Origin of the sequence: Kaistella yonginensis, assembly GCF_030409525.1 — a bacterium.
Lineage (GTDB): Bacteria > Bacteroidota > Bacteroidia > Flavobacteriales > Weeksellaceae > Kaistella > Kaistella yonginensis.
This window is the reverse complement of the sequence record NZ_JAUFQB010000058.1, coordinates 19,636-33,607: the sequence shown is the minus strand read 5'-3', so window position 1 is coordinate 33,607 and position 13,972 is coordinate 19,636. Positions and strand designations below refer to the sequence as shown.

Below are 13,972 nucleotides of genomic sequence, written 5' to 3'. Positions count from 1 at the left end.
TTTATTAAGGTGTTACAAACCCTTTACAGAAAGCTCTAACTGGGCTTGCGTATCGATGATTGCGGTAATGCCAACAGGGTTTAAAATAATTTGTGAGGGTTTCAGTTTAAATACCTTTCCATTCATTTTCAATCCTTTGTAGTATTCTTTGTTAAAAGTTTCTTCAATACTTTTTTTAGATGAATCCTCTAGTTCTGCGGTCGGAATTCCGTATTCATCTTCAATCATTTTTACAATTTTGCCTTGAAATAAAAATGTTGCGGTTTTGTATAAAATGTTTTTCGTTTTTAATTTGAACTGCGTGTCAGATAAAACGATTTTTCTTTTCATCTCATCGTAAACAGGGATTCCGCTGATGAAAGAAGTTCCTTCGATGGCTCCTTCTGTGGCGGCTTCAATCATAATCCTGTCCTTTTCACCATAGACTTTAATGGATGTTATTTTCACTTTAGATTTTCCTTCTCGAAAGTCGAATTCTTTTCCTAAAAATGTTTTCTCGGCAATAGCAGTCGCTTCTGTAAACGGAATATTAACGGTCGTTTGTAAGATAAAATTATTAGGAAGCTGCTGAACCGAATTGAAATTTGCAATGGTTTTAATTAAAGGTGAACTGGCTGGTTTTCTTCCCGTAAACGTTTCTGAATACGTGTCGATTCCAATATTGGCATCAATACGATTTCCGTAGAAGATGAGGGGTGTAATATTGACGCTGATGGGTGTGATTTTTAACCATGTTTTATATTCTTCTGAAACTTCAAATGGTTCTGAGAATTGATTCCAGGCCATAATGGCATATTGCTGAAAATTAAGTTGTTCCAGCATCATTTCATCGATGGTTTTTGAAAAGTCGGCTTGCTGTTTTTTCAAACTTGATTCGATCAAAGTGGTAATTGGGACTTTAATTCTGCCATAATCGAGAACCGGTTTTGTAACCCATTTATAACCCATTGGTTCGGTTTTGGTGACCATCGTCCAATTATTATTAAAGGTGAGTTGGGTGTTAAAATACATCACCGTCTCAAAAGTGGTATTCTGATAATTGTAGAACCCAAAAGTTCCGATTCCTTTTTCAACCCATATTTTTAACGGAACTTCGATGAGAAGATTTTGTTTGGTGCCGCCAACAAGACGAATTGGTCGGGTTTTCCAGACTTTTACTTTGAACTGATCGTTGTTGTTATCGGTAAAAGAATCATCTTGAAAAATGAGGGTTGGTACCGAATTATTAATCATATTCCCGATTTCCGACAGCGGGATTTTCACTGGCATCGTAATCGATGATTTAATTTTGGGGAAGTTAAGAAGAGGTACCGAAGAATATTCACTAATTTGCTGAGAGGATAGATTCCGGCTAAAAAGAAGAATGATCAGAAAAATCAAGTTTCGCATAGGACTGTTTTCATTGAAACGCAAATTTGCATAAAATTTGGATAAGTGCATAGAAAAATTTTTAGCACTTTAGTTATTTTCTCTAATCTGTAAAATAATTTGTTTCTTTAAACATTTTTTTAGTTAAATTTAATTGTATTCCTTATCTTATCGCAATGAAAAAATTCGAAATTTCCGTACTGGATTTAGCGCCAGTTAAACAAAATAAAACCATTCAAGATACTTTTAACGACAGTTTAGATTTAGCAAGAGCTGCCGAGAAATTGGGTTATAAAAGATTTTGGCTGGCCGAACATCATAACATGGCCAGTATTGCAAGTTCTGCAACTTCAGTCTTAATTGGATTTATTGCGAACGGAACGCAAAAAATCAGGGTGGGTTCTGGTGGCATTATGTTGCCCAATCACAGCTCCTTGGTCATTGCCGAGCAGTTCGGCACGCTGGAAAGTTTATTTCCGGGCCGAATTGATTTGGGCGTCGGCAGAGCACCTGGCACTGACGGCTTAACTGCAAAAGCTCTGGGAAGAAACCCGATGAATATTAATCAACATTTTCCGCAGCAGATTCAGGAATTGCAACAGTATTTTTCGGTTGAAAATTCTGGTAGTTTGGTTCGCGCGATTCCGGGTGAAGGTTGTGATATCCCGATATATATTTTGGGATCCAGTACCGATAGTGCTTGGCTGGCTGCAGAACTGGGTTTGCCTTATGCTTTTGCGGGACATTTTGCACCCCAAATGATGGAAACCGCTTTTGAAATTTACCACCAAAATTATAAACCCAGCGCAGAATTTCCTGAACCGTACACCATTGCGTGTGTCAACGGAATTGCAGCGAATACCGATGATGAGGCGAAAAAACGCGCAACCACTCTGTACCAAGCGTTTGTTAATTTGATAAGAAATGACAGAAAACCGTATGCTCCACCTCTAAATAATATGGACGAAATCTGGAATCAGATGGAAAAGACGCACGTAACCCAAATGCTTAAATACAGTTTTATCGGTGGCAAAGAAACGGTGAAAAACCAAATTTCAGAATTTCAAAAAAGATTCCAAGTGGATGAATTGATGATTACATCGCATATTTATGAGCATCAGGCAAGATTACAATCGTACGAAATTATTAGGGAAGCTGCTGATGATTTGAATGCTTAATCAATTACTGCGAATTCCTAAATTTAAAAAAAACACCAAATTGCGTCCCGAAATTGCGTCCCGGCTTGAACGAAGCTCTTTTTTATTATTGCGATTTTGATATTTTTCAGCGCATTGCTTCGCTTTGCTCGCAACAAAAAAAGCGGGAGTGGAAGACGGAAACAGACGCCCAAATAAGAATTGTCGGTTGCCATAAATCTAAGTATCTTTGCAAAAATCTAAAAGTAAAATGTCAGATATTCAACTTAATACCATTCCTGAAGCGATTGAGGATTTAAAAAACGGAAAAATTATCATCGTTGTGGATGATGAAAACCGGGAAAATGAAGGAGATTTTCTATCTGCGGCAGAATTAACGACGCCCGAAATCATTAATTTTATGACCATCCACGGTCGTGGGTTGATTTGTACGCCACTGCCTGAAAAGCGTTGTGATGAACTCGGTCTGGATATTATGGTGACACGAAGCAGCGATCCAAAGGAAACCGCCTTCACCGTATCAGTCGACTTGTTGGGCGAAGGTGTTTCTACAGGAATCTCTGCCAGTGACCGAAGCAAAACGATTTTGGCATTGATGGATGAAAATACCAAGCCGGCTGATTTTATGCGTCCAGGTCATATTTTCCCCTTGAGGGCGAAGAAAGGTGGCGTTTTGAAAAGAGCTGGTCATACCGAAGCTGCGATTGATTTAACCAAGTTAGCTGGTTTGCAGGAAGGTGGTGTTATTTGCGAAATTATGAATGATGACGGTTCGATGGCGCGACTGCCCGAATTATATGAATTGGCGAAAAAGCATGATTTGAAATTGGTTTCTATTGAAGATTTAATTGAATACCAGTTGAGAAAAGGCGATTTGATCGAGCGTTTGGAAGAACGAAAAGTAAAAACACATTACGGTGAATTTGATTTTTTCGCTTTTAAAGAAACAAGTACCGATCAAATTCATTTCGCATTAACCAAAGGGAAATGGTCCGAAAATGAACCGATTTTAGTTCGGGTTCAAGCGTCTAATTCTTATTTTGATGTGTTGAGCAGATTGACGACTGGTGAAAAACCATTGCTTGAAAAAGTGACTAGAATGATCAACGATGAGGGTAAAGGCGCTATCATTTTCATTAATAATGTGTCGAACTCTGAAAATACCATGCGAAAATTGCAACAGTTTTTGGATTTCCAGGATGGTCAGGAAAAACGACCGACTTTGGCTTCAAATTTCCATGATTATGGGATTGGAACCCAGATTTTAAAAAATTTAGGCATTAATAAATTCCGTGTAATTTCTCAGAATATCAATCAAAAACCCTTGGTGGGCGGCTATGATGTGGAAGTGATGGAAATGGTTGAGTTGTAGCAAGAGCCAAGTGAAAAGATAAAAGAGCCAAGTAGGGCAATAAATATTTCGGGCATTTTTTTTTGCCAACGGTAAACCCTTTCGGTCTTCTAAAGACTGAAAGGGTTTTTCATAATCACAGCCTCAGCACATCAGCACATCATTAGAATATCACCTCGCTAAAAATTGTTATCTTCGTCTCAATGAAATATTTACAAACCTTCCTGATTTTAGTCAGCGCCTATTTCTATGCGCAGGATATTCGCAGCGTACAATTGTTCAATCCACAAACCAACGATGAAACACCGGTGATTGGATTTAATGAACAGTTGATTTTGCGTTTCGATGATTTGTCGAATTCGAGTACGATCTATCGCTATACTTTAAAACATTTCGATAGAAATTGGCAGGAGGATAACTTATTTTTTACAGAATTTGCCAATGGCAGTTTAAACGGGATGATCGATCAGTTTCAATACTCATTTAATACCCTGCAAGCTTACACCAACTATACCTTAACTTTTCCCAATGACAAAATTCAGCCTAAAATTTCAGGAAATTTCGAGTTGGTAATCTATCAGGATTCTCCAAGCAAACCACTTTTTACGAAACGATTTTGTGTGGTAGAAGCCGGTGCTGATGTTGCACTAAATATTTCCCGAACAGCTGATGCAAGAAATCCTAAAATCAACCAAAGGGTAGAAGTACAGGCGATTGGCAATGGTCCCACGATGAGTTCAAATCTCAATTCATTGACTTTGAATGTGATTCAAAATAACAACTGGGATTTAGGGGTTTATAACCAAAAACAAAGTTCTACATTGGGTAATAAAATTCTTTTTCAACAAATGAATTTGGCTTTTCCGGGTAATAATGAGTTTTATTATTTCGATAATAAAAATATGGATCAGCCTTTTGATATGGTTGCACAGGCAGAAAATATTGATGGGATTAATTATACTTATCTGCATTCGGTTTGGGCTTTTCCGATGAATTATCAATACCAACCCGATGTAAATGGTGCTTTTTATTTCCGCAGAAATGATTTGGGAATCGAAAGAAATGCAGAACGTGAAGCAGATTATTCCTGGGTTTATTTCGCCTTAGATTCAGAAAAAACCGATAAAGATATTTATGTGGTGGGTGGTTTTAATGATTTTAAAGCCAGCAAAGAAAACCAGATGATCTACGATGAAACCCTAAAAAAGTACATCGCAAAAATTTATTTGAAACAGGGATTTTATAACTATATTTTAGCCACCAAAAATCCAGATGGATCACTTAATCTAGGCGAAATCAACGGTAATTTCTGGCAGACCGAAAACCTGTATCAGGCCTTCTTATATTATCAACCTTTCGGCAGAAGTTATGATGGTTTATTGGGATATGGCGAATTTAGGATGCCTGTAAGATAAATTGAAAGAAGAATTCAAACCTTCAAGGTTTCTAAAACCTTGAAGGTTTATAATGTTAAACCATGTAAAATTCTTGCAGTCTTTCCTCACACAAGGTTTTCACCACTTCGATCCAGCGGTCTTCATCATTCAAGCAAGGAATATAATTGTAAACTTCGCCGCCACCATGCATAAACTGTTCTTTGCCTTCTACTGAAATTTCTTCTAAAGTTTCTAAACAATCAGATACAAATGCCGGACAAACAATGGCCAGATTTTTAATTCCTTTTTTGCCTAAATTTTCTAGAGTTTCATCCGTGTAAGGTTCCATCCACTTGTCATTTCCCAAACGGGATTGAAAAGTGACCAACACTTTTTCTTTGGGTAAATTCAATTTTTTAATAACCTCCTCCGTCACCTTAAAACACTGATGTCTATAGCAAAACTGATGACTCGGATTGTGGTCTCGGGAACAACAGTCGTTTAAATTACAGGTGTTGGTAGGGTCGGTTTTATAAATATGTCTTTCCGGCACGCCGTGATAGGAAAACTGCAACGCATCGAATGTTTCCGGCAATTTCTCGCGGATGCTTTCTGCCAGGCAGTCAATATAAATCTCGCGGTTGTAAAAAGGCTGAACATAATTGATTTTAATTTTTGGGAAGTGTTTTTTGCGCACCTGTTCTGCCTTTTCAACCACCGTTTCAGTGGTACTCATCGCGTATTGCGGATAGAGTGGGAAGAGTACGATTTCCGAAACGCCCAGTTCTGTCAGCTTGCGCATTCCGGTTTCAATACTGGGTTCTGCGTACCGCATTCCGATTTCTACGGGAACATCCACCAACTTTTCCAGTTTCTTTTTAATCCGCTCCGTGATGAAAATGAGCGGCGAACCTTCCTCTGTCCAAACAGTTTTATAGGCTTCTGCAGATTTTTTCGGCCGCGTATTTAAAATAATCCCCTGTACAAGCAGTGATCGGAAAAACCAGCGATAATCAATCACTTTTTCATCCATTAAAAACTCATCCAGATATTCCCTTACATCTTCAACTTTCGTTGATTTGGGCGACCCGAGGTTCACTAATAAAATTCCTTTTTTTGACATTTATTTTTTTATTTGGGCGCCTAGATCCGCCTTCCACTCCCGCTTTTTTATAACTCCCGCTCCTGCGGTAATTATAAAAAGAGCTCCGTTCAAGTCGGGGCGCAATTCAGTTACACTTTTATAAGATGAGCAGGTTTAAAAATTTTATCCCTCTTCAACTTTCAACCATTTACCGCTTCTACCTTTTCCACCAATTCCGGCAAGAACTGTTTTAAGATATTTTCAATTCCACCTTTCAAAGTTGCCGTGGAGCTTGGGCAGCCAGAGCAAGCACCTTGTAATAACATTTTTGCAGTTTTGGTTTCTGGATCATATTCCATTAAGGAAATTTTACCACCATCGCCTTCCACTGCAGGAGCGACATATTCATTCAAAATATCAGATATCTTCTGCTCCTCTTCATTGTATTCTCGGTTCATAATTGTGGAAGCTGGGCTTGCATGTTTCTGCGGTGTTGCCTTAGAAATTACGCCACCATTTTGCAGATAATCAGCGACAAAGCCTCGTACCGAAACCATTACTTCATGCCATTCTACGGAAACATTTTTGGTCACCGCGACAAAATGATCAGAAATAAAAACTTCTTTGGCAAAATCATATTCTTCAAAAATAGCTTGTGCCAAGGGAATATCTACAGCTTCTTCTCGGGATTTCACTTCAATAAAACCATCAAGCAACAAGGTATTTGAAACGAATTTCATCACCATCGGATTTGGGGTCATTTCTGCATAAATCATATATTCCTCTTTTTGCTTCTGACGATAAACACGCGGATTAGCCTCTAATTCTGTTGCGATAATTCCTTTTAACGGTTCCACTACATTTTCCCAATCTACGCCATCCTGCTTTGCCAACGCAATAAAATTCGCAGTGATAAAAATTCTTTCTACGAAGGGATATTGAAAAAGTTTTTGTGCTAAAGGGATTTCTGCGATTTCAGAATCTCGATCGAGTTCCAGAGAACCAGGAATTAAGTTGTAATCGGCTACAAACTTCATTACTTTTGGGTTTTCTGTGGGCTCTATAATAATTGGTTTCATTTTAATTTCTTAAATTTGAGTACAAAAATACGGATAAGAATTTAGATTTCATCAAGGATATATTAGACCTTGTCAATAAGCGTAATATTATTTAAATTAAAAAAATCCAAAATCAATATGATTTATTTTATTTGCTTAAATCAAGAAATGAGCAACTTATTAAATTAACATAATTAGCATAATTAGCATGGCACTTATAAAAGAATTATTAGGAAAAACTCCGCAAATCGGAGAAAACACTTTTTTAGCAGAAACCGCAACCATCATTGGCGATGTCACCATGGGAACAGCATGCAGCATTTGGTATAATGCAGTAATTCGCGGCGATGTTCATTTTATTAAAATGGGCGATAAAGTAAATGTGCAGGATAATGCCATGTTGCATTGCACCTACGAAAAATTCCCACTCATCATTGGTGATAATGTTTCGATAGGGCACAACGCCATCGTTCACGGTTGCACCATTCAGGATAACGTGCTAATCGGAATGGGAGCCATTGTAATGGACGATTGTTTGGTAGAAAGCAACTCGATTGTGGGTGCCGGTTCAGTGGTGATCCAGGGAACTCATATTAAACCGGGTGAAGTGTGGGCCGGAACACCCGCACGAAAAATTAAAGATATTTCTGCGGAATTACTGGAAGGAGAAGTAGAGCGGATCGCGAATAATTACGTGAAATATTCGAGTTGGTATATGGAATGATAATCCATGATTGAAGATATTATATTCTCGACAATTTTATTGATTATGTTCATTGGGATTCCAGTGGGTTTTCTGTTTTTTCAAAGGCAAACGCTCGGGAACTCTTACTGCCAAATAATATTGAATTAAAAGATGATTTCGAAATTGTCGAACATAAAACAACATGGGCAATTGGCGATTTTTACCAACGATTTGAGTTGAAAATTTCAAACAATGATAAATTGAGATTGGCAAAAGAATTTAAAGAGAAATCTGATAGTATCAATATTCTCATCGAAAAATATCCAACTTTATTTATAGAATACCGAGAAAATAGCGAAGGATTTTTTAAAGAAAATGCCAAAAACTCGGAAATAGAAGAAGATTATATTTTCATTTCTAAAAATGAAAATAAGTTAATTTATGAATTGGTTCAAGAATGAAATAATTTAAGTTTACTCCACTACCTCTTTTTCTTCCGACTGATGGCCAATCAAAATCGCTTTTCCGTTGTCGCATTTGATTTCGGCTGGCGGCAGAACCATGGCACAATCAGACATTAAGCCATACTTCATATTAAAAGCACTTTGCATTGAGGTGAATTCTGCGATTTTTGGCAAAATTGCGTTTTCTAATTTTACGGGATAGGCAATATAAGAGTTGGGTCCACCACAAGCTTTGGAGCCAATCGCAGAAAATTTCCATTCAGCAGCATCCGTGCACGTTTCCGTATTGATCAGAGAGTCAATTTCATTGATGAGCTTCTTCATTTGAGCTTGGTCATCTTCCTGGGTAAAGTGGTTATGAGGCTTCAGTGCAATGTCTTTTGGTAAGGTTTCCACCTCTGTAAATTTCTTTTTAGAGGAACATGAAATAACGGTTAAAATTGAAATCGTAATAATTAGGACAATTCTCATGATAAATATTTTCTTTTCGATGCAAAAATACAGTCTTTTTTAGAATATTGTAATCACGCTCATTTTTACTTCATTTCTCCTGCTTGATGATCCAGCAATTTCATTATTTTTAAATCAAATCGATGCCGGGATTTCTGAAATGAAATACGGTGTTTTTCATGATCAGCATTGTTTTCAATTTTCTTAAATTTGACCAATGGACCCATCTCTCTTTAATTTAGCCGAACATACCAACCGCAGTATCTTTTTGACCGGAAAAGCGGGAACAGGAAAAACAACTTTTCTCAACGAATTTGTAAAAAAAACCCAAAAGAAACACATCGTAGTTGCCCCCACGGGCATTGCTGCCATCAACGCAGGTGGCGTGACGATACATTCTATGTTTGGGCTTCCTTTGAGAACATTTATTCCTACGACCGATCGAATCGACAGTAATTTTGGAAATAATATTGCCGATCTAATGCAGCATTTTAAATACCGAAAAGACAAACTTAAACTGCTGCGCGAAATAGAAATTATAATCATCGATGAGGTTTCGATGTTGCGGGCTGATGTGTTGGATATGATGGATTTTTCCCTGCGGTCTGTTCGTCGGAATCAGCAGAAATTTGGGGGCGTTCAAATGTTATTTATCGGCGATTTGTACCAGCTTCCACCCGTCGTGCGAGATGAGCATTTTTTAGGTCAATATTATAAATCACCCTTTTTCTTTGAAAGTTATGCTTTAAAAGAAATGCCATTAATCACCATTGAACTGACCACGGTTTACCGGCAAAAGGATGAAATATTTTTGGATATTTTAAATGATATCCGAGATGGAGCAGTCGGTGATATTGATTTCGATACCTTGAATGACCGGTATATTCCCGACTTTGAACCCACGGATGAGCCTTATGTGTATTTGACTTCTCACAACAGAATGGCCGATGAAATCAATCAGAAAAAACTGGCCGACCTTAAAGGAAAAGCCTACGTTTATTCGGCCGAAATTATCGGGAACTTCAGTGAAAATCAATATCCAAATGAAGAAGAGTTGCAGCTAAAAGTGGGCGCTCAGGTCATGTTCATTCGAAATGATGCCAGCAGTGATAAACGATATTTCAACGGGAAATTGGCGGAAGTGATGAGCTTGGATCAAAAAGAAATCACGGTACTCATCGATGGAGATGAGGAGGTTTTTACCTTAAAGAAAGAAACTTGGGAACAAAAAAGATACGGCTTAGATGCCGAGAAAAACATTACCGAAGATGTTCTGGGCAGTTTTCAACAATATCCAATTCGCCTGGCTTGGGCGGTGACGATTCATAAATCACAAGGTTTAACTTTTGACCGTTTGATTATTGATGCCGGAAAATCCTTCGCTTCCGGACAGGTTTATGTGGCTCTTTCGCGCTGCCGAACCTTGGAGGGAATTGTCCTAAAATCGAAAATTACACCGAATGTTATTTTTGCAGATCGCCGGGTTGCCCAGTTTCAGGATGCAACCAATGCCAATGAAAAAGTAGAGGAGATTCTTCAAACCGAGAAATACGATTACAGCATTAAAAAAGTGATCAGCAGATTAGATTGTTTGTGGTTCAAAAATTATTTAGAAAAATGGTTCCAAACAACCAAAACCAGCAAAGCACTTGATAAAAATAAAGCCGCTTTTTTGTACCAAAACATCAAGCCTAAAATTGAGGAGTTTGGAAAAGTTTATCAGAAATTCGATAAAATCATGATACAGAAAACCCAGAAATTTATCAATGGTGATGAAACGTGGACCGAAATTGAAACCAAAGCAAAAGGCGCAGTTAATTTCTTTTTTACCAAAATCAATCTGGAAGTTTTTCAACCATTACTCGATTTCTATTCCGAAAATAAGGGTACCAAAGGACTCAAGGAGTACAACGAAGATTTCCGTGTTTTTCTGGATGATATGGAAGATTACCTGAATGATTTAAAGAAAGTTTATTTGTTGGAAGTTCCGCTTTTTAATACCGAAAATAACATGACCATTTCTACAAAAGTCGCCAAAATCCCTTCTCATATTTTAACTTTTCAGTTGTTTGAAGAGGGCAAAACGATTCCTGAAATTGCAAAGGAAAGAGGTTTGGTAACCGAAACTATTTTTGGGCATCTTGCTAAATTTGCAGAGCAAGGTTTATTGGATTTAACCCGGATTTTCGATAAAGATAAAATTAAAACTTTTGAGAAAGAGTTTAAGAAAAATCCACATGAAACCTTAAACGACTGGAAAAGAGCCTTACCAAATGATTTTGAGTTCAATGAAATTCGTTTATTGCTAAATCATTTTATCCATAAAAAATCAAAGTAAAATGTACTGATGAGATCTTCAATTTTTAATGAATTTCTTTTTTAAATGCAAATTTAAGCATGCTATTAAGAAAAAAAATTAAATTTCACGCTTGAAATTGGTGTTTTGCTTTTCTATTCAATGCTCGTACTTTTATGATCATCCCATTCAATTTTCTTATTTTCGCCAAATAATGCAAAGCATGAAAATAGGAGATTTGGTTTCAGTGATTGATGATAACCTAAAAGGAACCATTAAAAATTTTAAAGGAGAAAAAGTGGTGATCGAAGATGAACACGGTTTTTCTTATGAATTTAAGGCCACCGAATTGGTTCTGCAACAAGCAGAGATTTACGATCAAATCTCCACGGTACAAAAACGAGAACCAACCAAACTTATTTCTAAAAAGCACGATAAAAAGCCATTGATTTTGGATTTACATTTCCAGCATTTGGTGAAGAAGCCGGGTGATTATAATTCTTTTGAGCGGCTTTTTCTTCAGAAGGAAAAATTGCTGGCGACCCTTGATTATTGCCGTAAAAATAAACTGAAAAAATTAGAAATCATCCACGGAATCGGAGAGGGTGTTTTGCAGCAAATGGTAGTCGATGTTTTGAAAAGCCAAACCAATATAGAATTTCAAAATAAAGAAATACTGCACCATCAATCCGGTACAGTATTGGTTTTTTTTAGGTAAATAAATAGGCAGAAGGTTTTACGTCTTTGGAAATAGGCAAGCAGTTCAAAAGGCCCGATTGCCTATTATTGATCACCCATTACCTACCAACTAAAACCTAATCAACATATTTAAAACTAGTCGCGTAAAATTTTCCTTTTTTGATTTCGCCGCTAACTACTGCTTTTTTCATGATTTTGCAATAACCATCATCGGAGTGCATTTCTCCAAATTCTTTTTTGTTAATGCCTTCAACGACGAACACTTTGCCATTGATTTTTACAGCCATGGCGCAGCCTTTATCGGTTTTTACTTTGAATTGACACATGGCGCAAGCTGCATCTACAGTTTGATTTTGAATTTTCTGAGCAAAAATACTTACTGAAAATAACAATAAGAATGCGAATAAGATTCTTTTCATAATACATGTACTTTAATAATTAAAAAATGGTTTTTCTGTTTTTGGTGTTGAAGCAGACTAAAACACTCTTGTAAAAGTAGCAAATCTCTCTGAGATAAGAGAATGACTTTGCTCATATGGATGAAATATAAGAAAATTTCAAAAGCCGATTAATTTTAATAAATTTGCGGTCGTAAAGCATGGAACACCTAAAATTACTTTTTACCAAAGACGGCGTACAATATCAAGTTTCAAGAAACAAAACAGTTTCTGAGGAACACTCGTTTTTTGTCACCGAAGAATCTTCGGAAAACGCGCTCTCAACGAAGGTTGATGAGATCTTAACCCAGAAAAAATACAAAGAGATTACCGTAATTTCTGCTTTGAATCATTTTACATTGATGCCTGAGGGTTTTTCAAAACATGATTTGGGCTACGAATTAATTGCCTACAACGCACCTGCAGACCAAGATTATGAAGAATTAATGCTGTCTGTTAATAAGAAATTTGGCATTCAGTTTTATTATACGTTTCCAAAAGACCTTTATCATAAAATTAAAAATCTGAGTATTCCGACTCAATTTAATTTCTCGGGCGAGCAGTTTTTAAATCAGATTTCAGTAAAACACCAAAAAGAAATTCACATCAATTTGTATCATCAGCAGTGTGAGTTTTTTGCCTTAGACCGGAAAAAAGTGATCCTTTACAATAATTTAGATGTAAATTCAGAAGTTGATTTTCTTTATTTTGTAATGTTTACTTTAAGTAAAATTGGCTTTGGAATTGCAGATACCCAGTTTTTCGTATATGGGGAAACGACTGAAAATGAAACCTTTATTTCAGAATTAAAGAAATTCGTGAAAAACTTAAAAATTGTTTACGATAATATTCCGAAGAAGAATTTTCTTTTGAATGCGAGATAACTTCTCAAACGTAACCTAAACAACAAACCTCATGTACAGAATAATCAGTGGCCAGTGGAAAGCCAAAAGAATTTCCGCACCGAAAAATTTCGACGTGCGACCAACCACCGATTTTGCCAAAGAAGCCCTCTTCAGTATTATTGAAAACCGCTTCCGATATGATTATGCCTCTATTTCTGTGCTTGATCTTTTTGCCGGAATTGGATCGATTTCTTTGGAATTTGCCTCGCGTGGTTGCAAAGATGTATCATCCATAGAAATGAATGCCCGCCATGCCGGCTTCATCAATGCAACTGCGGAAGAACTTGAAATGGATGCGCAAGTCAATGCCATGCGTGCCGATGTTTTTGAATATTTAAAGAAAAACAGAAACCGCAAAAGCTACGAAATCGTGGTTGCTGATCCACCCTTTGAAATGGAGGTGGCGAAATATCAGGAATTGATTTCTTTGGTCTTGAATAATAATTATCTGAAAGAAAATGGGGTGTTTATCCTGGAACATCAAAGCCGAACAAAACTGGAACATCCCAACATAACGGATACCCGAAAATATGGAAACGTTAGTTTTTCCTTCTTAAAACCCAACGAAGTGCAACCGGAAGAAATGCCTGATTCAGAAGCGGAAACGCCTCTTGGTTAGAAAAATAGATTCGAAACAATTCA

At 37.1% G+C, this 13,972-nt stretch carries 15 protein-coding genes; 9 read left to right on the top strand and 6 right to left on the bottom strand.

All coding sequences use genetic code 11. The features are described 5' to 3' along the window. Positions 1-12 precede the first annotated feature (12 nt). A complete protein-coding gene (locus tag QWY78_RS12015; RefSeq protein ID WP_290220129.1) occupies positions 13-1,269 on the bottom strand; it encodes a DUF4403 family protein in 1,257 nt (418 codons plus the stop codon). 275 nt (positions 1,270-1,544) lie between these two features. Here QWY78_RS12015 and QWY78_RS12010 point away from each other — a divergent pair, with 275 nt between their 5' ends. The 3 genes from QWY78_RS12010 to QWY78_RS12000 all read left to right on the top strand — a co-directional run bounded on the left by QWY78_RS12010 (position 1,545) and on the right by QWY78_RS12000 (position 5,291). After that, positions 1,545-2,546: an LLM class flavin-dependent oxidoreductase gene (locus QWY78_RS12010; RefSeq protein WP_290220127.1), complete on the top strand. Its 1,002-nt coding sequence runs from the start codon at positions 1,545-1,547 to the stop codon at positions 2,544-2,546. A gap of 229 nt (positions 2,547-2,775) precedes the next feature. Then, positions 2,776-3,897, top strand: coding sequence for a 3,4-dihydroxy-2-butanone-4-phosphate synthase (gene ribB / locus QWY78_RS12005; RefSeq protein ID WP_290220125.1), 1,122 nt, complete (start codon positions 2,776-2,778; stop codon positions 3,895-3,897). Between the two features lie 182 nt (positions 3,898-4,079). After that, on the top strand, positions 4,080-5,291 hold the full coding sequence (locus QWY78_RS12000; RefSeq protein ID WP_290220123.1) for a type IX secretion system plug protein: 1,212 nt from the start codon (positions 4,080-4,082) through the stop codon (positions 5,289-5,291). Between the two features lie 55 nt (positions 5,292-5,346). Here the strand turns inward: QWY78_RS12000 and hemH are convergent, their stop codons facing one another. Together hemH and QWY78_RS11990 are read right to left on the bottom strand one after the other, a co-directional pair. Beyond that, a complete protein-coding gene (gene hemH / locus QWY78_RS11995; RefSeq protein WP_290220121.1) occupies positions 5,347-6,375 on the bottom strand; it encodes a ferrochelatase in 1,029 nt (342 codons plus the stop codon). 161 nt (positions 6,376-6,536) lie between these two features. After that, positions 6,537-7,415, bottom strand: coding sequence for a NifU family protein (locus QWY78_RS11990; protein WP_290220119.1), 879 nt, complete (start codon positions 7,413-7,415; stop codon positions 6,537-6,539). Positions 7,416-7,602: 187 nt separating this feature from the next. Between QWY78_RS11990 and QWY78_RS11985 the strand changes: the two genes are divergently transcribed. After that, positions 7,603-8,118 (top strand): gamma carbonic anhydrase family protein, encoded by a 516-nt coding sequence (locus QWY78_RS11985; protein WP_290220117.1) that lies wholly within the window; start codon positions 7,603-7,605, stop codon positions 8,116-8,118. A gap of 36 nt (positions 8,119-8,154) precedes the next feature. Here the strand turns inward: QWY78_RS11985 and QWY78_RS11980 are convergent, their stop codons facing one another. Beyond that, the gene (locus QWY78_RS11980; protein WP_290220115.1) at positions 8,155-8,328 is read right to left on the bottom strand and encodes a hypothetical protein; all 174 of its coding nucleotides are present in this window, start codon (positions 8,326-8,328) and stop codon (positions 8,155-8,157) included. Between the two features lie 17 nt (positions 8,329-8,345). Here QWY78_RS11980 and QWY78_RS11975 point away from each other — a divergent pair, with 17 nt between their 5' ends. After that, positions 8,346-8,540 carry a hypothetical protein gene (locus tag QWY78_RS11975; RefSeq protein ID WP_290220113.1) on the top strand — a complete coding sequence of 65 codons (195 nt, stop codon included), beginning with the start codon at positions 8,346-8,348 and terminating at the stop codon, positions 8,538-8,540. A gap of 12 nt (positions 8,541-8,552) precedes the next feature. On the opposite strand, the gene QWY78_RS11970 is transcribed toward QWY78_RS11975, so the two are convergent. After that, entirely contained in the window at positions 8,553-9,014 is a 462-nt protein-coding gene (locus QWY78_RS11970; RefSeq protein ID WP_290220111.1) for a hypothetical protein, read from the bottom strand. 196 nt (positions 9,015-9,210) lie between these two features. Between QWY78_RS11970 and QWY78_RS11965 the strand changes: the two genes are divergently transcribed. Beyond that, the gene (locus QWY78_RS11965) at positions 9,211-11,331 is read left to right on the top strand and encodes a helix-turn-helix domain-containing protein (protein ID WP_290220109.1); all 2,121 of its coding nucleotides are present in this window, start codon (positions 9,211-9,213) and stop codon (positions 11,329-11,331) included. Positions 11,332-11,512: 181 nt separating this feature from the next. Next, a complete protein-coding gene (locus tag QWY78_RS11960) occupies positions 11,513-12,007 on the top strand; it encodes a DUF8465 domain-containing protein (RefSeq protein ID WP_290220107.1) in 495 nt (164 codons plus the stop codon). A gap of 97 nt (positions 12,008-12,104) precedes the next feature. On the opposite strand, the gene QWY78_RS11955 is transcribed toward QWY78_RS11960, so the two are convergent. Continuing rightward, the gene (locus QWY78_RS11955; protein WP_290220106.1) at positions 12,105-12,407 is read right to left on the bottom strand and encodes a DUF6370 family protein; all 303 of its coding nucleotides are present in this window, start codon (positions 12,405-12,407) and stop codon (positions 12,105-12,107) included. A 179-nt stretch (positions 12,408-12,586) separates the two neighbouring features. Here QWY78_RS11955 and QWY78_RS11950 point away from each other — a divergent pair, with 179 nt between their 5' ends. Both QWY78_RS11950 and QWY78_RS11945 read left to right on the top strand, forming a co-directional pair. After that, complete coding sequence (locus QWY78_RS11950; protein ID WP_290220105.1) at positions 12,587-13,309, top strand: DUF3822 family protein; 723 nt, start codon at positions 12,587-12,589, stop codon at positions 13,307-13,309. A gap of 31 nt (positions 13,310-13,340) precedes the next feature. Next, positions 13,341-13,949, top strand: a complete 609-nt coding sequence (locus QWY78_RS11945; RefSeq protein ID WP_290220104.1) for an RsmD family RNA methyltransferase — start codon at positions 13,341-13,343, stop codon at positions 13,947-13,949. Positions 13,950-13,972 lie beyond the last annotated feature (23 nt).